Below are 23,193 nucleotides of genomic sequence, written 5' to 3'. Positions count from 1 at the left end.
CTGCTCTGGATTAACGGATAATAGGCGGCTTTTTTATTTCAGGCCGAAAAATGACTGACTACCTGTTACTGTTTGTCGGAACTGTACTGGTCAATAACTTTGTACTGGTCAAGTTTCTCGGTCTCTGTCCGTTTATGGGGGTTTCCAAAAAGCTGGAAACCGCGATGGGCATGGGGCTGGCTACAACGTTTGTGATGACGCTGGCGTCTATTTGCGCCTGGCTTATCGATACGTGGATTTTGATCCCGCTTAATCTGATTTACCTGCGCACCCTGGCGTTTATTCTGGTGATTGCTGTGGTTGTGCAGTTCACCGAGATGGTAGTGCGCAAAACCAGCCCGGTGCTTTACCGTCTGCTGGGGATTTTTTTGCCGCTTATCACCACCAACTGTGCAGTGCTCGGCGTGGCATTGCTGAATATCAATCTCGGGCACAATTTCTTGCAGTCGGCGCTGTACGGTTTTTCCGCCGCTGTCGGTTTCTCGCTGGTGATGGTGCTCTTCGCCGCCATCCGCGAACGCCTTGCTGTGGCTGATGTCCCGGCACCTTTTCGCGGTAATGCCATTGCGTTAATTACCGCAGGTCTTATGTCTCTGGCCTTTATGGGCTTTAGTGGTTTGGTGAAGTTGTAATGAATGCTATCTGGATTGCCGTTGCCGCCGTGAGCCTGCTGGGCCTGGCGTTTGGCGCCATTCTGGGTTATGCCTCCCGCCGTTTTGCGGTGGAAGACGATCCGGTCGTTGAGAAAATTGACGAAATCTTACCGCAGAGCCAGTGTGGTCAGTGCGGTTATCCCGGCTGTCGCCCCTACGCGGAAGCCATCAGCTGTAACGGTGAAAAAATTAACCGCTGCGCCCCAGGGGGCGAAGCTGTGATGCTAAAAATTGCTGAGTTGCTTAATGTCGAGCCACAGCCGCTGGATGGCGAAGCGCAAGAGCTAACGCCTGCGCGGATGGTGGCGGTTATTGATGAAAATAACTGTATTGGCTGCACTAAATGTATTCAGGCGTGTCCGGTAGACGCCATCGTTGGCGCTACCCGCGCCATGCATACGGTAATGAGTGATCTCTGTACGGGCTGCAATTTATGTGTTGACCCGTGCCCGACGCACTGCATCTCGTTGCAACCGGTCGCAGAAACACCTGACTCCTGGAAATGGGATCTGAACACCATTCCCGTGCGTATCATTCCCGTGGAACACCATGCTTAAGTTATTCTCTGCATTCAGAAAAAATAAAATCTGGGATTTCAACGGCGGCATCCATCCACCGGAGATGAAAACCCAGTCCAACGGTACGCCCCTGCGCCAGGTACCACTGGCGCAGCGTTTTGTCATACCACTGAAACAACATATTGGCTCTGAAGGTGAGTTGTGCGTTAGCGTCGGCGATAAAGTACTGCGCGGCCAGCCGCTTACCCGTGGTCGCGGCAAAATGCTGCCAGTTCACGCGCCCACCTCGGGTACCGTTACGGCTATTGCGCCCCACTCTACGGCTCATCCTTCAGCTTTAGCTGAATTAAGCGTGATTATTGATGCCGATGGCGAAGACTGCTGGATCCCGCGCAACGGCTGGGACGATTATCGCTCTCGCAGTCGCGAAGAGTTAATCGAGCGCATTCATCAGTTTGGTGTTGCCGGGCTGGGTGGTGCGGGATTCCCGACAGGCGTTAAATTGCAGGGCGGCGGAGATAAGATTGAAACGTTGATTATCAACGCTGCTGAGTGCGAGCCGTACATTACCGCCGATGACCGTTTGATGCAGGATTGCGCGGCTCAGGTTGTAGAGGGTATTCGCATTCTTGCGCATATTCTGCAGCCACGTGAAATTCTTATTGGCATTGAAGATAACAAACCGCAGGCGATTTCCATGCTGCGCGCGGTGCTGGCGGACTCTCACGATATTTCTCTGCGGGTGATTCCAACCAAATATCCTTCTGGCGGTGCTAAACAATTAACCTACATTCTGACCGGGAAGCAGGTTCCACATGGCGGGCGTTCATCCGATATCGGCGTATTAATGCAAAACGTCGGCACTGCTTATGCAGTGAAACGTGCCGTTATTGATGGCGAACCGATTACCGAGCGTGTCGTGACCCTGACTGGCGAAGCAATCGCACGCCCGGGCAACGTCTGGGCACGGCTGGGGACGCCAGTGCGTCATTTATTGAATGATGCCGGATTCTGCCCCTCTGCCGATCAAATGGTGATTATGGGCGGCCCGCTAATGGGCTTTACCTTGCCATGGCTGGATGTCCCGGTCGTAAAGATTACCAACTGTCTGTTGGCTCCCTCTGCCAATGAGCTTGGCGAACCACAGGAAGAACAAAATTGCATCCGTTGTAGTGCCTGTGCTGACGCCTGCCCTGCGGATCTTTTGCCGCAACAGTTGTACTGGTTCAGCAAAGGCCAACAACACGATAAAGCCACCACGCATAATATTGCCGATTGCATTGAATGTGGGGCTTGCGCGTGGGTTTGCCCGAGCAATATTCCCCTGGTGCAATATTTCCGTCAGGAAAAAGCTGAAATTGCGGCTATTCGTCAGGAAGAAAAGCGCGCCGCAGAAGCCAAAGCGCGTTTCGAAGCGCGCCAGGCTCGTCTGGAGCGTGAAAAAGCGGCTCGCCTTGAACGACATAAGAGCGCAGCCGTTCAACCTGCAGCCAAAGATAAAGATGCGATTGCTGCCGCTCTGGCGCGGGTGAAAGAGAAACAGGCCCAGGCTACACAGCCTATTGTGATTAAAGCGGGCGAACGCCCGGATAACAGCGCAATTATTGCAGCACGGGAAGCCCGTAAAGCGCAAGCCAGAGCGAAACAGGCAGAACTGCAGCAAACTAACGACGCAGCAACCGTTGCTGATCCACGTAAAACCGCAGTCGAAGCCGCTATCGCCCGCGCCAAAGCGCGCAAGCTGGAGCAGCAACAGGCTAATGCGGAGCCAGAAGAACAGGTTGACCCGCGCAAAGCCGCCGTCGAAGCCGCTATTGCCCGAGCCAAAGCACGCAAGCTGGAACAGCAACAGGCTAATGCGGAACCAGAAGAACAAGTCGATCCGCGCAAAGCCGCCGTCGAAGCCGCGATTGCCCGCGCCAAAGCACGCAAGCTGGAACAGCAACAGGCTAATGCGGAACCAGAAGAACAGGTTGACCCGCGCAAAGCCGCCGTCGAAGCCGCGATTGCCCGAGCCAAAGCACGCAAGCTGGAACAGCAACAGGCTAATGCGGAGGCAGAAGAACCTGTCGATCCGCGCAAAGCGGCAGTTGCCGCGGCTATTGCCCGCGTTCAGGCCAAAAAAGCCGCCCAGCAAAAGGTTGTAAACGAGGACTAAATGGTATTCAGAATAGCTAGCTCCCCTTATACCCATAACCAGCGCCAAACATCGCGCATTATGCTGTTGGTGTTGCTCGCAGCCGTGCCAGGAATCGCAGCGCAACTGTGGTTTTTTGGTTGGGGTACTCTCGTTCAGATCCTGTTGGCGTCGGTCAGTGCTCTGTTAGCCGAAGCTCTCGTACTCAAACTACGCAAGCAGTCGGTAGCCGCAACGTTGAGAGATAACTCAGCATTGCTGACAGGCTTATTGCTGGCGGTAAGTATTCCCCCCCTCGCGCCATGGTGGATGGTCGTACTGGGTACGGTGTTTGCGGTGATCATCGCTAAACAGTTGTATGGCGGTCTGGGGCAAAACCCGTTTAATCCGGCAATGATTGGTTATGTGGTCTTACTGATCTCCTTCCCGGTGCAGATGACCAGCTGGTTACCGCCGCATGACATTGCGGTCAACATCCCTGGTTTTATCGACGCCATACAGGTTATTTTCAGCGGTCATACCACCAGTGGTGGTGATATGAACACGCTACGCTTAGGTATTGATGGCATTAGTCAGGCGACACCGCTGGATACATTTAAAACCTCTGTCCGCGCAGGTCATTCGGTTGAACAGATTATGCAATATCCGATCTACAGCGGTATTCTGGCGGGCGCTGGTTGGCAATGGGTAAATCTCGCCTGGCTGGCTGGCGGCGTGTGGTTGCTATGGCAGAAAGCGATTCGCTGGCATATTCCCCTCAGCTTCTTAGTAACGCTGGCGTTATGCGCAACGTTGGGCTGGTTGTTCTCACCAGAAACACTGGCATCACCGCAAATTCATCTGCTGTCTGGTGCGACTATGCTCTGCGCATTCTTTATTTTGACTGACCCGGTTACTGCTTCTACGACCAATCGTGGTCGTCTGATGTTCGGCGCGCTGGCGGGCTTATTAGTCTGGTTGATCCGCAGTTTCGGCGGCTATCCTGACGGCGTGGCTTTTGCCGTCCTGCTGGCGAACATCACGGTTCCTCTGATCGATTACTACACGCGTCCGCGCGTCTACGGACATCGCAAAGGGTAAACCATGCTGAAAACTATCCGAAAACACGGCATTACACTGGCACTATTTGCAGCGGGTTCTACAGGGTTAACTGCGGCCATCAACCAGATGACCAAAACGACAATTGCTGAACAGGCCAGTCTGCAACAAAAGGCGTTATTTGATCAGGTGCTGCCAGCCGAACGCTATAACAATGCGCTGGCACAGAGTTGCTATCTGGTAACTGCGCCAGAGTTAGGTAAAGGTGAGCATCGGGTTTACATCGCCAAACAGGATGACAAACCGGTAGCCGCCGTTCTGGAAGCAACCGCGCCAGATGGCTATTCTGGTGCGATTCAGCTGCTGGTGGGAGCCGATTTTAACGGCACGGTACTAGGCACGCGCGTGACAGAGCACCACGAAACGCCAGGGCTTGGCGATAAAATCGAACTGCGCCTTTCTGACTGGATCACCCATTTTGCGGGTAAAAAAATCAGTGGTGCGGATGATGCGCACTGGGCGGTGAAGAAAGATGGTGGTAATTTCGACCAGTTCACCGGCGCGACGATTACTCCGCGCGCGGTGGTAAATGCGGTAAAACGCGCCGGATTGTACGCTCAGACGTTACCGGCACAACTTTCTCAACTTCCTGCCTGTGGAGAATAAAGCGTGAGCGAAATTAAAGACGTTATTGTTCAGGGGTTGTGGAAAAACAACTCTGCGCTGGTCCAGTTGCTCGGCCTTTGTCCGCTGCTGGCGGTCACGTCCACTGCCACCAACGCCCTGGGTTTAGGACTTGCGACTACGCTGGTACTGACGCTGACCAACCTGACCATTTCGACGCTGCGTCACTGGACGCCAGCCGAGATCCGCATTCCCATTTACGTGATGATCATCGCCTCGGTGGTCAGCGCTGTACAGATGCTGATCAACGCCTACGCCTTTGGCCTGTATCAATCATTAGGGATTTTTATTCCGCTGATTGTCACTAACTGTATCGTTGTGGGCCGCGCTGAAGCCTTCGCCGCCAAAAAAGGTCCGGCGCTTTCGGCACTGGACGGCTTTTCAATTGGTATGGGCGCAACCTGCGCCATGTTCGTGCTGGGTTCACTACGCGAAATAATCGGCAATGGCACGTTGTTTGACGGTGCAGATGCGCTGTTAGGTAGCTGGGCAAAAGTATTACGCGTGGAAATTTTCCACACCGACTCCCCTTTCCTGCTGGCGATGCTGCCACCAGGTGCATTTATTGGCCTGGGACTGATGCTGGCAGGAAAATACCTGATTGATGAAAGAATGAAAAAGCGCCGTACTGAAGCAGCTGCCGAACGTGCATTGCCAAACGGTGAAACAGGGAATGTCTGATGAACAAAGCAAAACGCCTGGAGATCCTCACTCGCCTGCGTGAGAACAATCCTCATCCCACCACCGAGCTTAATTTCAGTTCGCCTTTTGAATTGCTGATTGCCGTACTGCTTTCCGCTCAGGCGACCGATGTCAGTGTTAATAAGGCGACGGCGAAACTCTACCCGGTGGCTAATACACCTGCAGCGATGCTTGAACTGGGCGTCGAAGGGGTGAAAACCTATATCAAAACCATTGGTCTTTATAACAGCAAAGCAGAAAATATCATCAAAACCTGCCGTATCTTACTGGAACAGCATAATGGCGAGGTTCCGGAAGATCGTGCTGCGCTTGAAGCCCTGCCTGGTGTAGGTCGTAAAACAGCCAACGTCGTATTAAACACTGCATTCGGCTGGCCGACTATTGCTGTCGACACGCACATTTTCCGCGTTTGTAATCGTACTCAATTTGCGCCGGGGAAAAACGTCGAACAGGTAGAAGAAAAGCTACTGAAAGTGGTTCCGGCAGAGTTTAAAGTCGACTGCCACCATTGGTTGATCCTGCACGGGCGTTATACCTGTATTGCCCGCAAGCCTCGCTGTGGCTCTTGTATTATTGAAGATCTTTGTGAATACAAAGAGAAAGTTGACATCTGAAGAAAAGGGGTAACACCGATTACCCCATTCATAACCTTTCTTTATCCTCTTTTAAAACATCTTTTTAACGTCAATGATGCCATTGCTTAGCGTTATCATCAGGTAATCCGTTTGCGGATAACCAAAAATGCAGGTTAATTGTTTTTTTAATAGCGAAATTTTCTATTCATTCGTGATCAAGATCACGATGCTGTGGCAATGTAAAAACATTGCAAGAACTAGGTTAAAATCATTTAAATTTACACACGCAACAAATATTGACCTACAAAACATTACACTGGCTATTTTTCAGAAACTGGACTATCTCACTAGGAAAAACGCTAAATAGCAGAACATATCGCCGTTAAGCCATCATCCCCCTCTCAGGGTAGTGAAAAAATCTGCCGTTACGTTTTTTGAAAAATTTAACGCTGGATAACATTTCCCGGAATGGTTGAATTCCCCGCCTCAGTTATATGTAACAGATTATTACAAAGGACTTGTCTGAAAGTGCAAGATAGTGAACATTACCTGCCGTTTCCCCTCCCACTATAACAATTGCGCGTATGTTTTTTAGGCATAACGCGAGAAAGCACCCCCGTTAATATGGGATGTAAAAAAAGAGGTAAAAGTGTCCACTGCAAACCAAAAACCAACTGAAAGCGTCAGTTTGAACGCTTTCAAACAACCGAAGGCGTTCTATCTCATCTTCTCGATTGAGTTATGGGAACGTTTTGGTTATTACGGCCTACAAGGAATTATGGCTGTTTACCTGGTTAAACAACTGGGTATGTCTGAAGCGGATTCAATCACCCTTTTCTCTTCCTTTAGTGCCCTGGTTTATGGTCTGGTCGCTATCGGCGGCTGGTTAGGTGACAAGGTACTGGGTACTAAACGCGTAATTATGCTTGGCGCTATTGTGCTGGCGATTGGTTATGCTCTGGTTGCCTGGTCTGGTCACGACGCCGGTATCGTTTATATGGGTATGGCGGCTATTGCGGTCGGTAACGGCCTGTTTAAAGCTAACCCGTCTTCTCTGCTTTCTACATGCTATGAGAAAAACGACCCGCGTCTGGACGGTGCATTCACCATGTACTACATGTCCGTCAACATCGGCTCTTTCTTCTCTATGATCGCCACCCCGTGGCTGGCCGCGAAATACGGCTGGAGTGTTGCGTTTGCGTTGAGCGTTGTAGGCCTGCTGATCACTATCGTTAACTTCGCCTTCTGCCAACGCTGGGTTAAGCAGTACGGTTCAAAACCAGACTTCGAGCCTATCAACTACCGTAACCTGCTGCTGACCATTATTGGTGTTGTGGCACTGATCGCTATCGCCACCTGGCTGCTGCACAATCAGGAAGTTGCGCGTATGGCGCTGGGCGTTGTTGCCTTTGGTATCGTGGTTATCTTCGGTAAAGAAGCCTTCGCGATGAAAGGTGCTGCGCGTCGTAAAATGATCGTTGCCTTCATCCTGATGCTCGAAGCCATTATCTTCTTCGTGCTGTACAGCCAGATGCCAACGTCACTGAACTTCTTTGCGATTCGTAACGTTGAACACACCATTCTGGGCCTGGCCGTAGAACCTGAGCAGTATCAGGCACTGAACCCGTTCTGGATCATCATTGGTAGCCCGATTCTGGCCGCTATCTATAACAAGATGGGCGATACCCTGCCGATGCCAACTAAGTTTGCAATCGGTATGGTGATGTGTTCTGGTGCGTTCCTGATTCTGCCGCTGGGTGCAAAATTCGCGTCTGACGCAGGTATCGTGTCTGTAAGCTGGCTGGTCGCAAGCTATGGCCTGCAGAGTATCGGGGAACTTATGATCTCTGGTCTGGGTCTGGCAATGGTTGCTCAACTCGTTCCGCAGCGTCTGATGGGCTTCATTATGGGTAGCTGGTTCCTGACCACTGCCGGTGCAAACCTGATTGGTGGTTATGTTGCGGGTATGATGGCTGTGCCGGATAACGTTACCGATCCACTGATGTCACTGGAAGTCTATGGTCGCGTATTCTTGCAGATTGGTGTCGCTACTGCCGTTATTGCAGTACTGATGCTGCTGACCGCGCCGAAACTGCACCGCATGACGCAGGATGACGCTGCAGACAAAGCGGCGAAAGCTGCTGTAGCGTAAAATTCAGGGAAACTCTTTTACAAGCCGCTAACTTTTCGTTAGCGGCTTTTTTTTTGTTCAGCAACGCACTACCATACTTTAAACCACAGACAAAAGGAGTTACCGATGAAATTGTTCTACAAACCGGGCGCCTGCTCTCTCGCTTCCCATATCACCCTGCGTGAGAGCGGAAAGGATTTTACGCTCGTCAGTGTGGATTTAATGAAAAAACGTCTCGAAAACGGTGACGATTACTTTGCCGTTAACCCTAAGGGACAGGTACCTGCATTGCTGCTGGACGATGGTACTTTGCTGACGGAAGGCGTAGCGATTATGCAGTATCTTGCCGACAGCGTCCCCGACCGCCAGTTGCTGGCACCGGTAAACAGTATTTCCCGCTATAAAACCATCGAATGGCTGAATTATATCGCCACCGAGCTGCATAAAGGTTTCACACCTCTGTTTCGCCCTGATACACCGGAAGAGTACAAACCGACAGTTCGCGCGCAGCTGGAGAAGAAGCTGCAATATGTGAACGAGGCACTGAAGGATGAGCACTGGATCTGCGGGCAACGATTCACAATTGCTGATGCCTATCTGTTTACGGTTCTGCGCTGGGCATACGCGGTGAAACTGAATCTGGAAGGGTTAGAGCACATTGCGGCATTTATGCAACGTATGGCTGAACGTCCGGAAGTACAAGACGCGCTGTCAGCGGAAGGCTTAAAGTAATAGCCATCGGCCCACAGGTCGTTGTGGGCCGAAATGAGATATTTCAGAGCTTTGTTGCGCTGAAATAATGTTCTGGTTTGGCAATACGATCCTGAGCAGCAACCACTTGCAGCTCATATTCCTGCATTGCTTTGGTGGTCACCATGATTTCGTATACTGCAGCGGTCACATGTTCCAGGGCCTCCTGCAGCGTTGCCCCCTGAAGCAGTTTCACCAGCAGTAAACCGCTCGTCACATCACCAACACCTACCGGCTGGCGCATACCAAAATCCACCAGCGGACGGCTGATATGCCAGGCTTCATCGGCGGTAACCAGCAGCATTTCAAAACGGTCACGGCTGTAGCCAGCTCGCGCCAGGTGTTTAACCAACACAATTTGTGGCCCTTGCGCAATGAGTTCACGCGCTGCCAGAACCGCTTCTTCGACGTTATTTACCGGATGCTCACAGAGTATTTCCAGCTCAACCAGATTCGGCGCAATGATATCGCTGGCAGGCAAACCGTGCCGCACATGAAACTCTGCGACACCCGGTGCAACGATACAGCCTTTTTCCGGATGACCCATTACCGGATCGCAAAAATATTTCGCCTGCGGATTCGCTGCTTTCACCTGACGAACGATACCGAGGATATGTTCCCCCTGCTCCGCCGAACCCAGATAGCCACTTAATACGGCATCACAGGTGTGTAATTTATCAATGGCGGCAATGCCTTGCACAATTTCGGTTAAATGGCTGGGCGGCATCACGCAGCCAGTCCATTTGCCGTATTGAGTGTGATTAGAAAATTGAACGGTGTTCAGCGGCCAGACGTTCGCGCCCAGGCGGCGCATCGGAAACTCTGCCGCACTGTTACCCGCATGACCATAAACAACGTGAGACTGGATAGCGAGAATATTTTTCATCATGTTCCCTGTATAAAAACCAGGGGGAGTGATTTCTCACTCCCCCTTTCCACTTAATGCATTATTTCCAGCAAATCAGACAGTAATTCTTTTTGCCGCGACGCAGTAAGGTAAAACGACCAAACAGACGATCTTCTTCTTTAAAGAAGTATTCAGGATCGGACTGTTTTTCACCGTTAATGGTGATGGCATTGGAAGCGATAGTTTTACGCGCCTGACCACGAGAAGGTTGCAGTTCAGAATCGACCAGCGCCTGCATCAGGTCTGCGCCCTTTTCCATCTCAACCATCGGTACGCCGTCCTGCGCCAGCTGTTCGAAGTCCGCTTCACTCAGCGCACTCAAGGAACCGCTGAACAGGCATTCGGTAATACGTTTTGCCGCCTGTAAACCTTCTTCACCGTGAACCAGACGAGTCACCTGCTCCGCCAGTACATACTGGGCGCGCGGTGCTTTACCGCTGTTTTTATCTTCTTCTTCCAGGGCGTTGATCTCTTCAATGCTCATAAAGGTGAAGAACTTCAGGAAGCGGTAAACGTCGGCATCCGCAGTGTTGATCCAGAACTGGTAGAATTTGTACGGGCTGGTTTTCTTCGGATCCAACCAGACTGCGCCGCCTTCAGTTTTACCAAATTTGGTGCCGTCTGCTTTGGTGATCAGCGGAACGGTCAGGCCAAACACCTGATTCTGATGCAGACGACGGGTCAGGTCGATACCAGAAGTGATGTTACCCCACTGGTCAGAACCACCAATTTGCAGCACCACACCGTACTGTTTGTTCAGACAGGCGAAGTCATAACCCTGCAACAGGTTGTAGGAAAACTCAGTGAACGAAATCCCCTGATCTTCACGGTTGAGACGCTGCTTAACCGCTTCTTTGTTGATCATCTGGTTAACGGAGAAGTGTTTGCCAATATCGCGCAGGAAGGTCAGCACATTCATATTGCCGAACCAGTCATAGTTGTTCGCCGCGATAGCAGAGTTTTCTCCACAGTCGAAATCGAGGAACGGGGCAACCTGCTTGCGGATTTTGTCCACCCACTCCTGAACAGTTTCTTCGGTGTTCAGCTTACGCTCAGCAGCTTTGAAGCTCGGGTCGCCAATCAGACCCGTCGCGCCGCCTACCAGCGCAACCGGCTTGTGGCCCGCCTGCTGGAAGCGTTTCAGGCATAACAATGGAACAAGATGCCCCAAATGCAAGCTGTCAGCGGTAGGATCGAAGCCGCAATAGAGCGCGATCGGGCCTTGCGCCAGTCGCTCTGCTAACGCTTCCTCGTCCGTCACCTGGGCTACCAGCCCCCGCTCTTGCAATTGTTTAATCAAGTTACTGCTTGCCATCAAAATCTCCATGTATATAACGACTGCACCTTTGCCGGTACACGACTTTTCGCCAGATGCGAAAGAGACATAGAATAAAGTGCCAGAATCAGGAGTACCAGCGATTAAAGCAAGATTTTTGCATCTTTTCAGGGGGCAAGACGATCAATCTTCCACGCATCATTTTCACGCTGGTACAAAAAGCGGTCATGCAGGCGATGCTCACCGCCCTGCCAGAACTCAATCTGTTCAAGGCTGACGCGAAAACCGCCCCAAAAACTCGGCAATGGCACTTCGCCCTGTTGAAACTTCTGCTTCAGCTCCAGGAATTTACTTTCAAGGATACCGCGGGCAGAAATGCGACTGGACTGCTTCGAAACCCATGCACCAATCTGGCTATCACGGGGGCGACTATGAAAATATTTCATCACTTCGAGAGTCGAAAGTCGTTCAGCTTTACCGATCACCATCACCTGGCGCTCAAGGGTATGCCACGGGAACAGCAGGCTAACGCGCGGATTATTTTCGATTTGATGTGCTTTACGGCTGCCGAGGTTGGTGTAAAACACCATGCCTTTTTCGTCGTAATGTTTGAGCAAAACGATGCGCTGATAAGGCTGACCATGTTCATCCACGGTAGCGACCACCATCGCGGTAGGGTCCGCCAGTTTGGCTTCACACGCCTGAGAGAGCCAGCGTTCAAAAAGGGTTAATGGATCGGCGGGAAGATCGCGGCGGCGTAATCCGCCTTTGGTGTATTCACGGCGCAGATGCGCGATTTGCTGCAATTCGTCGTTATCAGACATGGTTTTCTTTACGGATTGTCAGTGGGTGACGCTATTGTGCGCCGCCCCTGGAAAAATCTCAACGCTGTGGATTTTGTAACTGACAGTTATTCAAGACGATGCGGTCGCGTTTATAGACAGTCGCTTCCTCGCCTTTCGACCAGAAAACATAGATCCCGTCGGTGTAACGTGCACCAGACGCAGAAATGCCCTGTTTGAGATGCAGTAGTTGATTATCGTAAACAAAACTGACTTCCTGGCGCGGATTATTCAGTTTGACCGTCAACGGTTTTTCATCACACTGGTATTCCAGCGTATCGGTTTGCATGCGCTCAACCAGTTGATTGAACGCGCTACAGCCGGTGAGAAGCACCGGCAAACAGATCAGTAACAGTTTTTTCATAGACATTTCCCGAAGACTTTCCTGGTCTGGAGGGCAATACGCCCTCCCTAACGTTCCAAGTGTAACGGCAGACGCGGTAAGAAAAATTCAGTTAACTCTGATATCACGGGTTAGCAGGGAAAATAGCCCCCAGTACCGTCTCCTGGCTTGCGCCAGTGACGGAAGGCAGATTTCCTGGTAATCCCGCCAGCGTACGCCAGGCAAGCCAGGCGAAAGCCAATGCTTCCATGTCATCGCCACTAATGCCAACGGCATCGGTGGTGGTGACTTCTGTGCCTGGCAGTAATGCCGCCAGACGCGCCATGAGTAGCGGATTACGACTTCCTCCACCACATACCATCAATCGTTCGCAGCCACCGCTCAACAAAACTTGTTCAGAAATGGTCACGGCGGTGAGTTCTGCCAGTGTCGCCTGTACATCTCGGGGATCAACACCCGGAAAATGGCGCAAATGGCGCTCCAGCCAACCGTAGTTAAAGTATTCGCGTCCGGTGCTTTTCGGTGCAGGTTGCGAGAAATACGGGTCGCTAAGCATATTTTGCAGCAGTGGGAGAATGACTTTACCCGCCCGTGCCCACTCGGCATCTTTATCGTAAGGTTTACCTGCCTGACGCCAGATCCAGGCATCCATCAGCATGTTACCTGGGCCGGTATCGTAGCCCCCTACCGGCTGCCCAGGAATGAGCAGTGACAGATTGGCGATGCCGCCAATATTGAGCACCATTCGTCGCTCGGTTGGGTGAGCCAGCAGCGCATGATGGAACGCAGGTACCAGCGGTGCGCCTTGTCCTCCCAAGGCAATATCGCGACGACGAAAATCACCGACAACCGTAATTCCGGTGCGTGCCACAATTTGATTGTTATCGCCAATCTGTAAAGTGTGTGGTGCCACGCCCGTCGGTTCATGCCAGACGGTTTGACCGTGACAGCCGATCGCAACGATATCTCTCGCCTGCAGGTTTTGTTCCTTAAGCAAGGCATTGACCGCATCAGCAAAAAGTCGCCCGAGTTGAGTATCAAGCTGTCCAAACTGAGAAAGTGTAAGCTGCTGGCCCTGGCAAATATCCAGTACAGCCTGTTTCAGAGACACCGGGATCGGCCAGCTCAAACTTGCCAGCTGTGCGACCCGGTGTTCATCAATTGTCGCCAACACAACATCAACACCATCAAGGCTGGTGCCTGACATAACGCCAATAAAGCGGCCCGATTTCATAGTTCATCCTTTTTCAATCTGACGTTTGCGCACCACTCAAACATAAACTTTTCGTGAATACCATGCGGAATGACCGATTTTTACCGTTGGTAGTAAAACATTATCTTCAAATCAATAATCATCATGAATGTTTTGTTTATAATTGGTTGATCCTACTTTCATTATGATTTGCTCATATTTGGTAGAACATGTAACCATGGATTCACATATGCCATATACTTTGACCATGAGGGATGCTTGCGTGGCGTTTCATGGTGAACAGGAGATTTTTCAATGATTAAACGCGTATTGGTTGTTTCAATGGTAGGTCTGTCTCTTGTCGGTTGTGTTAATAACGACACCCTGTCAGGGGATGTTTATACCGCTTCTGAAGCGAAACAAGTACAGAATGTCAGCTATGGCACCATCGTTAACGTACGTCCGGTACAGATTCAGGGCGGTGATGATTCCAACGTTATCGGCGCAATTGGCGGTGCTGTTCTTGGTGGTTTCCTGGGGAATACTGTTGGTGGCGGAACCGGGCGTTCTCTGGCTACTGCAGCAGGCGCTGTTGCAGGTGGCGTAGCCGGTCAGGGCGTACAGAGTGCAATGAACAAAACGCAGGGTGTCGAGCTGGAAATTCGTAAAGACGATGGTAATACCATCATGGTGGTACAGAAACAAGGCAACACTCGTTTCTCTCCGGGCCAACGTGTCGTACTGGCCAGCAATGGCAGTCAGGTGACCGTTTCCCCGCGCTAAATAAGTTTGCGTGTGGTCAGGTTACTGACCACACGTCCCCTTCATTTCACCCTTTGGCCTGTAACTCAATGATATTATGCTCAAGTTTTGCGATGAGCTTAATCAGTTGTTCCAGTTCCTCTGCGGAGATGCCATATAAAATTTCCGCGCGGGTTTTGTTAATAACAGCTTCCATTTCGCTGATCAGCGGCTCTGCCTTTTCCGTCAGTTTAATACGTTTAGCCCGACGATCGCTGGCACAAGTTTGACGCGAAATTAACCCTTTTTCTTCCAGTTGGTCCAGAGTACGGACCAGTGATGGCTGCTCGATGCCAATCGCTTTTGCCAGTTGAATTTGCGACTGGTCTGGAGGTAACTGATGGATATTGTGTAACGTAACCCAATGGGTTTGTGTTAACTCCAGCGGTTTCAGGCGATGGTCTATCAGAGCACGCCATATGCGCACCAACCGTGCCAGATCAGAACCTAGTGGCGATTCCAATTTCATCTCCTTATAATTAGCTTGCTAAGATATAATGCGGCTTTTAGAATAGTGTGCAGCAATTGTATTGCTAAAACAAATGTATTGCTGCATTTGGTTACCGTCAGACATATTTTTCAGAAATTGCGCGTAAATTTTTCGCACTTAAAGAATATTTATTAATCTAACGCAATATATTCGGTCGTAAAGGAATCTACTTTGTGAAGTTTATGCTCAATGCAACAGGATTGCCCTTACAAGATCTGGTGTTCGGTGCGTCCGTCTACTTTCCTCCGTTTTTCAAAGCCTTCGCGTTTGGATTCGTCATCTGGCTTGTCGTACACCGCCTGCTTCGTGGCTGGATCTACGCCGGTGACATCTGGCATCCCTTGTTAATGGATTTATCGCTGTTTGCGATTTGCGTTTGCCTTGCCCTGGCAATACTGATTGCGTGGTAACTATGTCAATTAAAACAATTAAGTATTTCTCAACAATCATTGTAGCGGTAGTTGCGGTTCTTGCCGGATGGTGGCTGTGGAATTATTACATGCAATCTCCGTGGACACGCGACGGGAAAATACGCGCAGAACAGGTTTCTATCACCCCTCAGGTGTCGGGACGTATTGTTGAGCTGAATATAAAAGACAACCAACTGGTTAACGCGGGGGATCTTCTGCTCACGATCGATAAAACGCCCTTTCAGATCGCCGAGCTGAACGCACAGGCTCAGCTGGCGAAAGCGCAATCTGACCTCGCAAAAGCCAATAACGAAGCGAATCGTCGTCGTCATCTCTCACAAAATTTTATTTCTGCCGAAGAACTCGATACCGCTAACCTCAATGTTAAAGCGATGCAGGCCAGTGTTGATGCCGCACAGGCGACGCTGAAACAGGCACAATGGCAACTGGCGCAAACGGAAATTCGCGCCCCGGTGAGTGGATGGGTGACTAACCTCACTACCCGCATCGGCGATTACGCTGACACCGGGAAACCGCTGTTTGCCCTTGTCGACAGCCACTCGTTTTACGTCATTGGTTATTTTGAAGAAACCAAGTTGCGCCATATCCGCGAAGGTGCACCAGCACAAATTACCCTCTATAGTGATAACAAAACGTTACAGGGTCACGTTTCCAGTATCGGTCGGGCGATTTATGATCAGAGCGTTGAAAGTGACTCAAGCCTTATTCCGGATGTGAAACCTAACGTCCCCTGGGTTCGCCTCGCCCAACGCGTTCCCGTCCGCTTTGCGCTGGATAAAGTCCCAGGCGATGTCACGCTGGTATCGGGCACCACCTGTAGCATTGCCGTAGGTCAATAATGAACGCATCGTCATGGTCCTTGCGCAATTTGCCCTGGTTCAGGGCCACGCTGGCGCAATGGCGTTATGCGTTACGCAATACCATTGCCATGTGTCTGGCGCTGACGGTTGCCTATTATTTAAATCTGGATGAGCCCTATTGGGCGATGACCTCGGCTGCAGTGGTTAGCTTTCCCACCGTTGGCGGTGTCATCAGCAAAAGCCTCGGACGCATCGCTGGCAGTTTGCTGGGAGCCATTGCAGCACTGATTCTTGCCGGACATACGCTCAACGAACCGTGGTTTTTTCTTTTGAGCATGTCGGCGTGGCTTGGCTTTTGTACCTGGGCCTGCGCGCACTTCACGAATAACGTCGCGTATGCATTTCAACTGGCGGGCTACACGGCTGCCATCATCGCCTTTCCGATGGTTAATATTACTGAGGCCAGCCAGCTATGGGATATCGCTCAGGCACGCGTTTGCGAGGTGATAGTCGGTATTTTGTGCGGCGGCATGATGATGATGATCCTGCCGAGCAGTTCCGATGCTACTGCCCTTTTAACCGCATTGAAAAACATGCACGCCCGATTACTGGAACATGCCAGTTTACTCTGGCAGCCTGAAACAACCGATGCCATTCGTGCAGCACATGAGGGGGTGATTGGACAGATACTGACCATGAATTTGCTCCGTATCCAGGCTTTCTGGAGCCACTATCGTTTTCGCCAGCAAAACGCACGCCTTAATGCGCTGCTCCACCAGCAATTACGTATGACCAGTGTCATCTCCAGCCTGCGACGTATGTTGCTCAACTGGCCCTCACCGCCAGGTGCCACACGAGAAATTCTCGAACAGTTGCTGACGGCGCTCGCCAGTTCGCAAACAGATGTTTACACCGTCGCACGTATTATCTCCCCGCTACGCCCGACCAACGTCGCCGACTACCGGCACGTCGCCTTCTGGCAGCGACTACGTTATTTTTGCCGCCTATATCTGCAAAGTAGTCAGGAATTACATCGTCTGCAAAGCGGTGTAGATGATCATGCCAGACTCCCATGGACATCCGGCCTGGCTCGTCATACTGATAACGCCGAAGCTATGTGGAGCGGACTGCGTACATTTTGTACGTTGATGATGATTGGCGTATGGAGTATTGCTTCGCAATGGGATGCCGGTTCCAATGCATTAACGCTGGCAGCAATTAGCTGCGTACTCTACTCCGCCGTCGCAGCACCGTTTAAGTCGTTGTCACTGCTGATGCGCACGCTGGTGTTACTTTCGCTATTCAGCTTTGTGGTCAAATTTGGCCTGATGGTCCAGATTAGCGATCTGTGGCAATTTTTACTGTTTCTCTTTCCACTGCTGGCGACGATGCAGCTTCTTAAATTGCAGATGCCCAAATTTGCCGCACTGTGGGGGCAACTGATTGTTTTTATGGGTTCGTTTATCGCTGTCACTAATCCCCCGGTGTATGATTTTGCTGATTTTCTTAACGATAATTTGGCAAAAATCGTTGGCGTCGCGTTGGCGTGGTTAGCGTTCGCCATTTTGCGTCCAGGGTCGGATGCTCGTAAAAGCCGTCGTCATATTCGCGCGCTGCGCCGGGATTTTGTCGATCAACTAAGCCGCCATCCAACACTGAGTGAAAGCGAATTTGAATCGCTCACTTATCATCACGTCAGTCAGTTGAGTAACAGCCAGGATGCGCTGGCTCGCCGTTGGTTATTACGCTGGGGTGTAGTGCTGCTGAACTGTTCTCATGTTGTCTGGCAATTACGCGACTGGGAATCGCGTTCCGATCCGTTATCACGAGTACGGGATAACTGTATTTCACTGTTGCGCGGAGTGATGAGTGAGCGTGGCGTTCAGCAAAAATCACTGGCGGCCACACTTGAAGAATTACAGCGGATTTGCGACAGCCTTGCCCGCCATCATCAACCTGCCGCCCGTGAGCTGGCGGCAATTGTCTGGCGGCTGTACTGCTCGCTTTCGCAACTTGAGCAAGCACCACCGCAAGGTACGCTGGCCTCTTAATTACTTAATTACACCACAGGCATAGCGTTCACCGCCACCGCCCAGCGGTTTAGGTTGATCGGACATATTATCGCCGCCAACGTGGACCATCAACGCCTTGTCTTTGATTTCATCCAGTGATTTCAGACGAGGCGCGATGACGGCATCGGTGGCTTTGCCGTCATTATTGACGACCAGTGCAGGCAGATCGCCTAAATGCCCGGCACCTTCTGGGCCTTCATGTTTACCGGTATTTTGTGGATCAAGATGCCCGCCTGCGGATTCCGCGGCGCTGGCTTTGCCATCTTTGGTGGCTGGCTGGCAGCTTCCTTTGGCATGAATATGGAAGCCATGTTCACCGGGGGGTAATGCTTTCAGGTCGGGCGAAAACTCCAGACCTTTATCGGTTTCAGTAATGGTGACGCTACCAATTGACTGCCCAACCCCTTGCGACGTGACGAGGTTCATCTCGACTTTTTCACTGGCAGCTTGTGCGCCGGTCGCAACAACCAGCGCCAGAATGGCCAGACTAAAACGTTTCATAGGACCTCCGTTCATTGTGCATTCCTGAATAAGTGTAAACCAGTGACACATTTTTGAACGACGGCTATTCCTAAAAGTGCTTACGGTACGTCGTAACCCAATGCCGCTTTACGGATACGGAACCATTGTTGACGGGTCATTTTCAGTGTTTCAGCTTCGACAGCTGCCCGTACGCGCTCAATTTTACCTGAGCCGATAATTGGCAGCGGCTGCGACGGTAAACGTAATACCCAGGCGTAAACCACCTGTTCAATCGAGCCCGCGTTTAACTCCTCCGCCACCACAGCCAGTTCATCACGCAGCGGCTGGAAATAATCATCATTAAACAGACGACCACCACCAAGGCAGGACCACGCCATCGGACGAACACGCAGTTGTTGCAGTTGGTCGAGCGTACCATCCAGCAGTAACGGCTGATGTACCGGGGATATTTCCACCTGATTAGTGGCAAGGGTAAACGGCAGGCGTGATTGCAAAAGCGCAAATTGCGCAGGCGTAAAGTTGGATACGCCAAAATGGCGCACTTTGCCGCTCTGATGCAGATGTTTAAACGCGTCCGCCACTTCATCGGCATCCATTAACGGGTCTGGTCGGTGGATTAACAGCAGATCCAGATGATCGGTCGCGAGATTAATTAGCGACTGTTCGGCGCTCTTAATGATGTGATCGCGGTCAGTAATGTAATGCCCAATGACGTTTTCTTCACGCGCGGTCGTCGCGATACCGCATTTACTGACGATTTCCATCCGTTCACGCAGGTGAGGAGCCAGTTTCAGCGCCTCGCCAAACGCCGCTTCGCACTGATAGCCACCATAAATATCAGCATGGTCCACGGTGGTCACGCCGAGATCCAGATGCTCTTCAATAAAACTGACCAGCTGGCGGGCGGACATATTCCAGTCCATCAATCGCCAGTAGCCCATCACAAAACGGGAAAACTCCGGGCCTTGCGGCGCAATAGTAATACGCTGAACCATAATCGCTTCCTCTTATCAGATATGAGAGGAGTATACGCAAGATTAGGCTCAAAAGAGTGATGGTTGCTCCGGTTCGTCTGATGACGCTGGCTTATTTGCGCGTAATTTGCGCATTAATCGCTGCCGACAAAGGCGCAGCACCTCTTGTTTTTCGCCATCGCTCATTTTATTCCAGTTAAAACGCTCATCCCGACTACGAAAACAGCCGCGACAAAACCCGCGTTCGTCAGACTGGCAAATTCCCCGGCACGGGCTCTGGACGGGAAAGAACTCTAATTGCTCCGCCACTTCGCCCTCCTCAGATAAGATTATTACCATTATTGAAGCTGTTAATGCCCAAAGTAGCAACTTTGCTTGCACTAGACCGACTGGTCTACTACACTCCAACGCATGAACAAACACACCGAACATGATACTCGCGAACATCTCCTGGCGACGGGCGAGCAACTTTGCCTGCAACGTGGATTCACCGGGATGGGGCTAAGCGAATTACTAAAAACCGCTGAAGTGCCGAAAGGGTCCTTCTATCACTACTTTCGCTCTAAAGAAGCGTTTGGCGTTGCCATGCTTGAGCGCCATTACGCCACATATCACCAACGACTGACTGAGTTGCTGCAATCCGGCGAAGGTAACTACCGCGACCGCATACTGGCTTATTATCAGCAAACACTGAACCAGTTTTGCCAACATGGAACCATCAGCGGTTGCCTGACAGTAAAACTCTCTGCCGAAGTGTGCGATCTGTCAGAAGATATGCGCAGCGCGATGGATAAAGGTGCTCGCGGCGTGATCGCCCTGCTCTCGCAGGCGCTGGAAAATGGCCGTGATAGCCATTGTTTAGCCTTTTGTGGCGAACCGCTGCAACAGGCACAAGTGCTTTACGCACTATGGCTGGGTGCGAATCTGCAGGCCAAAATTTCGCGCAATTCCGAGCCACTGGAAAACGCGCTGGCACATGTAAAAACCATTATTGCGACGCCTGCCGTTTAGCAGGCATTTTTTATCACCAGACCACCGGGAGCCTTTATGTCATCTGAAAAACTGTATTCCCCACTGAAAGTGGGCGCAATAACTGCGGCAAACCGTATTTTTATGGCACCGCTGACGCGTCTGCGCAGTATTGAACCGGGTGACATCCCTACCCCGTTGATGGCGGAATACTATCGCCAACGTGCCAGTGCCGGTTTGATTATTAGCGAAGCCACGCAAATTTCTGCCCAGGCAAAAGGGTATGCTGGTGCACCTGGCATCCATAGTCCGGAACAAATTGCCGCATGGAAAAAAATTACCGCTGGCGTTCATGCTGAAAATGGTCATATGGCCGTACAGCTGTGGCACACCGGACGCATTTCTCACGCCAGCCTGCAACCTGGCGGTCAGGCACCGGTAGCGCCTTCAGCACTTAGCGCGGGAACTCGTACTTCTCTGCGCGATGAAAATGGTCAGGCGATCCGTGTTGAAACATCCATGCCGCGTGCGCTTGAACTGGAAGAGATTCCGGGTATCGTCAATGATTTCCGTCAGGCCATTGCTAACGCGCGTGAAGCTGGATTTGATCTGGTAGAGCTTCACTCTGCTCATGGTTATTTGCTGCATCAGTTCCTTTCTCCTTCTTCAAACCATCGTACCGATCAGTACGGCGGCAGCGTGGAAAATCGCGCACGTCTGGTGCTGGAAGTGGTCGATGCAGGGATTGAAGAATGGGGTGCCGATCGCATTGGCATTCGCGTTTCGCCAATCGGTACTTTCCAGAACACAGATAACGGCCCGAATGAAGAAGCCGATGCACTGTATCTGATTGAACAACTGGGTAAACGCGGCATTGCTTATCTGCATATGTCAGAACCGGATTGGGCGGGAGGTGAACCGTATACTGATGCGTTCCGCGAAAAAGTACGCGCCCGTTTCCACGGTCCGATTATCGGCGCAGGTGCATACACAGTAGAAAAAGCTGAAACGCTGATCGGCAAAGGGTTAATTGATGCGGTGGCATTTGGTCGTGACTGGATTGCGAACCCGGATCTGGTCGCCCGCTTGCAGCGCAAAGCTGAGCTTAACCCACAGCGTGCCGAAAGTTTTTACGGAGGCGGCGCGGAAGGCTACACTGATTACCCGACGCTATAATCCAACATTGCGAGCGGCGCAAAGCCGCCGCTATACTAAAACAACATTTTGAATCTGTTAGCCATTTTGAGGATATAAAGATGCGTCTTCTTCATACCATGCTGCGCGTTGGCGATCTGCAACGCTCCATCGATTTTTATACCAAAGTACTGGGCATGAAACTGCTGCGTACCAGCGAAAACCCGGAATACAAATACTCACTGGCGTTTGTTGGCTACGGCCCGGAAACCGAAGAAGCGGTGATTGAACTGACCTACAACTGGGGCGTGGATAAATACGAACTCGGCACTGCTTATGGTCACATCGCGCTTAGCGTTGATAACGCCGCTGAAGCGTGCGAAAAAATCCGTCAAAACGGGGGTAACGTCACCCGTGAAGCGGGTCCGGTAAAAGGCGGTACTACGGTTATCGCGTTTGTGGAAGATCCGGACGGTTACAAAATTGAATTAATCGAAGAGAAAGACGCCGGTCGCGGTCTGGGCAACTAATCTCCTGCCGGGCGTGAACTCATCGCGCCCGCATCTTTACTGCATCGACAAGTAATATTTGTCATAATGCGCGCTGCAATTTATCCGTATTAAGAGAATCAGATGTCCGATAACGCTCAACTTACCGGTCTGTGCGACCGTTTTCGTGGTTTTTATCCTGTTGTGATCGATGTTGAAACAGCCGGATTTAACGCCAAAACCGATGCGCTGCTTGAGATTGCCGCCATCACCCTGAAAATGGATGAACAAGGCTGGCTGATGCCGGACACCACATTACATTTCCACGTCGAACCATTTGTCGGCGCAAATTTGCAGCCAGAGGCCCTCGCCTTCAACGGCATTGACCCGAACGATCCCGATCGCGGCGCGGTCAGCGAATACGAGGCGCTGCACGAAATTTTTAAAGTTGTGCGTAAAGGTATTAAAGCGAGCGGTTGTAACCGCGCCATTATGGTGGCGCACAACGCCAATTTCGATCACAGCTTTATGATGGCCGCCGCAGAACGCGCCTCACTGAAACGTAACCCGTTCCACCCTTTCGCCACTTTTGACACTGCTGCACTGGCCGGGCTGGCACTCGGACAAACCGTATTGTCAAAGGCTTGCCAGACCGCTGGCATGGACTTCGACAGCACCCAGGCGCACTCCGCGCTGTACGACACCGAACGCACTGCTGTGCTGTTTTGTGAAATCGTCAACCGCTGGAAACGTCTGGGAGGTTGGCCGCTACCTGCCGCCGAAGAGGTGTAATCGAGTCGATG

Annotated in this window: 26 protein-coding genes; 17 read left to right on the top strand and 9 right to left on the bottom strand. The window is 51.4% G+C overall.

The features are described 5' to 3' along the window. Positions 1–50: 50 nt before the first annotated feature. From rsxA to gstA, 9 genes are all read left to right on the top strand, one after another. The gene (gene rsxA, locus ACJHXB_RS05770) at positions 51–632 is read left to right on the top strand and encodes an electron transport complex subunit RsxA (protein ID WP_000133193.1); all 582 of its coding nucleotides are present in this window, start codon (positions 51–53) and stop codon (positions 630–632) included. Next, on the top strand, positions 632–1,210 hold the full coding sequence (rsxB, locus tag ACJHXB_RS05765) for an electron transport complex subunit RsxB (protein ID WP_000991809.1): 579 nt from the start codon (positions 632–634) through the stop codon (positions 1,208–1,210). Before rsxA ends, rsxB begins: the two co-directional genes overlap by 1 nt. Continuing rightward, positions 1,203–3,329, top strand: a complete 2,127-nt coding sequence (gene rsxC / locus ACJHXB_RS05760; protein WP_000915840.1) for an electron transport complex subunit RsxC — start codon at positions 1,203–1,205, stop codon at positions 3,327–3,329. The genes rsxB and rsxC overlap by 8 nt, the downstream gene beginning before the upstream one ends. Beyond that, a complete protein-coding gene (rsxD, locus tag ACJHXB_RS05755; protein WP_000231952.1) occupies positions 3,330–4,388 on the top strand; it encodes an electron transport complex subunit RsxD in 1,059 nt (352 codons plus the stop codon). Positions 4,389–4,391: 3 nt separating this feature from the next. Then, positions 4,392–5,012 (top strand): electron transport complex subunit RsxG, encoded by a 621-nt coding sequence (gene rsxG / locus ACJHXB_RS05750; RefSeq protein ID WP_000920788.1) that lies wholly within the window; start codon positions 4,392–4,394, stop codon positions 5,010–5,012. A gap of 3 nt (positions 5,013–5,015) precedes the next feature. Next, the gene (gene rsxE / locus ACJHXB_RS05745) at positions 5,016–5,711 is read left to right on the top strand and encodes an electron transport complex subunit RsxE (protein ID WP_001289657.1); all 696 of its coding nucleotides are present in this window, start codon (positions 5,016–5,018) and stop codon (positions 5,709–5,711) included. Beyond that, the gene (gene nth, locus ACJHXB_RS05740) at positions 5,711–6,346 is read left to right on the top strand and encodes an endonuclease III (RefSeq protein ID WP_001030339.1); all 636 of its coding nucleotides are present in this window, start codon (positions 5,711–5,713) and stop codon (positions 6,344–6,346) included. Before rsxE ends, nth begins: the two co-directional genes overlap by 1 nt. Positions 6,347–6,956: 610 nt before the next feature. Beyond that, a complete protein-coding gene (gene dtpA, locus ACJHXB_RS05735; RefSeq protein ID WP_000100942.1) occupies positions 6,957–8,459 on the top strand; it encodes a dipeptide/tripeptide permease DtpA in 1,503 nt (500 codons plus the stop codon). Positions 8,460–8,564: 105 nt separating this feature from the next. Then, complete coding sequence (gene gstA / locus ACJHXB_RS05730; protein WP_000765749.1) at positions 8,565–9,170, top strand: glutathione transferase GstA; 606 nt, start codon at positions 8,565–8,567, stop codon at positions 9,168–9,170. A 43-nt stretch (positions 9,171–9,213) separates the two neighbouring features. On the opposite strand, the gene pdxY is transcribed toward gstA, so the two are convergent. The 5 genes from pdxY to anmK all read right to left on the bottom strand — a co-directional run bounded on the left by pdxY (position 9,214) and on the right by anmK (position 13,790). Next, the gene (gene pdxY / locus ACJHXB_RS05725) at positions 9,214–10,074 is read right to left on the bottom strand and encodes a pyridoxal kinase PdxY (protein ID WP_001302086.1); all 861 of its coding nucleotides are present in this window, start codon (positions 10,072–10,074) and stop codon (positions 9,214–9,216) included. Between the two features lie 61 nt (positions 10,075–10,135). After that, positions 10,136–11,410 carry a tyrosine--tRNA ligase gene (gene tyrS, locus ACJHXB_RS05720; protein WP_001295400.1) on the bottom strand — a complete coding sequence of 425 codons (1,275 nt, stop codon included), beginning with the start codon at positions 11,408–11,410 and terminating at the stop codon, positions 10,136–10,138. 128 nt (positions 11,411–11,538) lie between these two features. Then, a complete protein-coding gene (gene pdxH / locus ACJHXB_RS05715; protein WP_001282319.1) occupies positions 11,539–12,195 on the bottom strand; it encodes a pyridoxamine 5'-phosphate oxidase in 657 nt (218 codons plus the stop codon). 58 nt (positions 12,196–12,253) lie between these two features. Continuing rightward, positions 12,254–12,583 (bottom strand): C-type lysozyme inhibitor, encoded by a 330-nt coding sequence (gene mliC, locus ACJHXB_RS05710; protein WP_000061974.1) that lies wholly within the window; start codon positions 12,581–12,583, stop codon positions 12,254–12,256. Positions 12,584–12,680: 97 nt separating this feature from the next. Further along, positions 12,681–13,790, bottom strand: coding sequence for an anhydro-N-acetylmuramic acid kinase (gene anmK / locus ACJHXB_RS05705; RefSeq protein WP_000835077.1), 1,110 nt, complete (start codon positions 13,788–13,790; stop codon positions 12,681–12,683). Positions 13,791–14,063: 273 nt separating this feature from the next. Here anmK and slyB point away from each other — a divergent pair, with 273 nt between their 5' ends. Continuing rightward, positions 14,064–14,531 carry an outer membrane lipoprotein SlyB gene (gene slyB / locus ACJHXB_RS05700; RefSeq protein ID WP_000597196.1) on the top strand — a complete coding sequence of 156 codons (468 nt, stop codon included), beginning with the start codon at positions 14,064–14,066 and terminating at the stop codon, positions 14,529–14,531. A gap of 46 nt (positions 14,532–14,577) precedes the next feature. Here slyB and slyA read toward each other — a convergent pair whose 3' ends face one another. Continuing rightward, positions 14,578–15,012, bottom strand: a complete 435-nt coding sequence (gene slyA / locus ACJHXB_RS05695; protein ID WP_001559180.1) for a transcriptional regulator SlyA — start codon at positions 15,010–15,012, stop codon at positions 14,578–14,580. Positions 15,013–15,212: 200 nt separating this feature from the next. Here slyA and ACJHXB_RS05690 point away from each other — a divergent pair, with 200 nt between their 5' ends. Genes ACJHXB_RS05690 through ACJHXB_RS05680 form a run of 3 tightly spaced genes read left to right on the top strand, consistent with a single transcriptional unit; the run spans position 15,213 to position 18,321 of the window. After that, on the top strand, positions 15,213–15,449 hold the full coding sequence (locus ACJHXB_RS05690; RefSeq protein ID WP_000670998.1) for a DUF1656 domain-containing protein: 237 nt from the start codon (positions 15,213–15,215) through the stop codon (positions 15,447–15,449). A 2-nt stretch (positions 15,450–15,451) separates the two neighbouring features. Next, positions 15,452–16,309, top strand: a complete 858-nt coding sequence (locus tag ACJHXB_RS05685) for an HlyD family secretion protein (protein WP_001300356.1) — start codon at positions 15,452–15,454, stop codon at positions 16,307–16,309. Further along, on the top strand, positions 16,309–18,321 hold the full coding sequence (locus ACJHXB_RS05680) for an FUSC family protein (protein ID WP_000994303.1): 2,013 nt from the start codon (positions 16,309–16,311) through the stop codon (positions 18,319–18,321). The genes ACJHXB_RS05685 and ACJHXB_RS05680 overlap by 1 nt, the downstream gene beginning before the upstream one ends. Here the strand turns inward: ACJHXB_RS05680 and sodC are convergent, their stop codons facing one another. The 3 genes from sodC to ACJHXB_RS05665 form a co-directional block, all read right to left on the bottom strand. Beyond that, positions 18,322–18,843, bottom strand: a complete 522-nt coding sequence (gene sodC / locus ACJHXB_RS05675) for a superoxide dismutase [Cu-Zn] SodC (protein ID WP_001296937.1) — start codon at positions 18,841–18,843, stop codon at positions 18,322–18,324. It abuts the gene before it with no gap. Positions 18,844–18,923: 80 nt separating this feature from the next. Next, positions 18,924–19,820 carry an aldo/keto reductase family oxidoreductase gene (locus tag ACJHXB_RS05670; protein ID WP_000250656.1) on the bottom strand — a complete coding sequence of 299 codons (897 nt, stop codon included), beginning with the start codon at positions 19,818–19,820 and terminating at the stop codon, positions 18,924–18,926. 48 nt (positions 19,821–19,868) lie between these two features. Next, positions 19,869–20,108: a DUF1289 domain-containing protein gene (locus ACJHXB_RS05665; RefSeq protein ID WP_000840481.1), complete on the bottom strand. Its 240-nt coding sequence runs from the start codon at positions 20,106–20,108 to the stop codon at positions 19,869–19,871. A 102-nt stretch (positions 20,109–20,210) separates the two neighbouring features. Here ACJHXB_RS05665 and nemR point away from each other — a divergent pair, with 102 nt between their 5' ends. The 4 genes from nemR to rnt all read left to right on the top strand — a co-directional run bounded on the left by nemR (position 20,211) and on the right by rnt (position 23,182). Beyond that, positions 20,211–20,810 (top strand): DNA-binding transcriptional regulator NemR, encoded by a 600-nt coding sequence (gene nemR / locus ACJHXB_RS05660; RefSeq protein WP_001032946.1) that lies wholly within the window; start codon positions 20,211–20,213, stop codon positions 20,808–20,810. Between the two features lie 36 nt (positions 20,811–20,846). Beyond that, positions 20,847–21,944, top strand: a complete 1,098-nt coding sequence (gene nemA, locus ACJHXB_RS05655; protein WP_000093589.1) for an N-ethylmaleimide reductase — start codon at positions 20,847–20,849, stop codon at positions 21,942–21,944. Between the two features lie 80 nt (positions 21,945–22,024). Then, positions 22,025–22,432, top strand: a complete 408-nt coding sequence (gloA, locus tag ACJHXB_RS05650; protein WP_001237796.1) for a lactoylglutathione lyase — start codon at positions 22,025–22,027, stop codon at positions 22,430–22,432. A 102-nt stretch (positions 22,433–22,534) separates the two neighbouring features. Further along, a complete protein-coding gene (rnt, locus tag ACJHXB_RS05645) occupies positions 22,535–23,182 on the top strand; it encodes a ribonuclease T (protein WP_001282281.1) in 648 nt (215 codons plus the stop codon). Positions 23,183–23,193: the final 11 nt, after the last annotated feature.

The sequence above is a fragment of the Escherichia sp. WS3227_2 genome (assembly GCF_046486495.1).
Lineage (GTDB): Bacteria > Pseudomonadota > Gammaproteobacteria > Enterobacterales > Enterobacteriaceae > Escherichia > Escherichia coli.
This window is presented reverse-complemented; position numbering and strand designations above follow the sequence as displayed.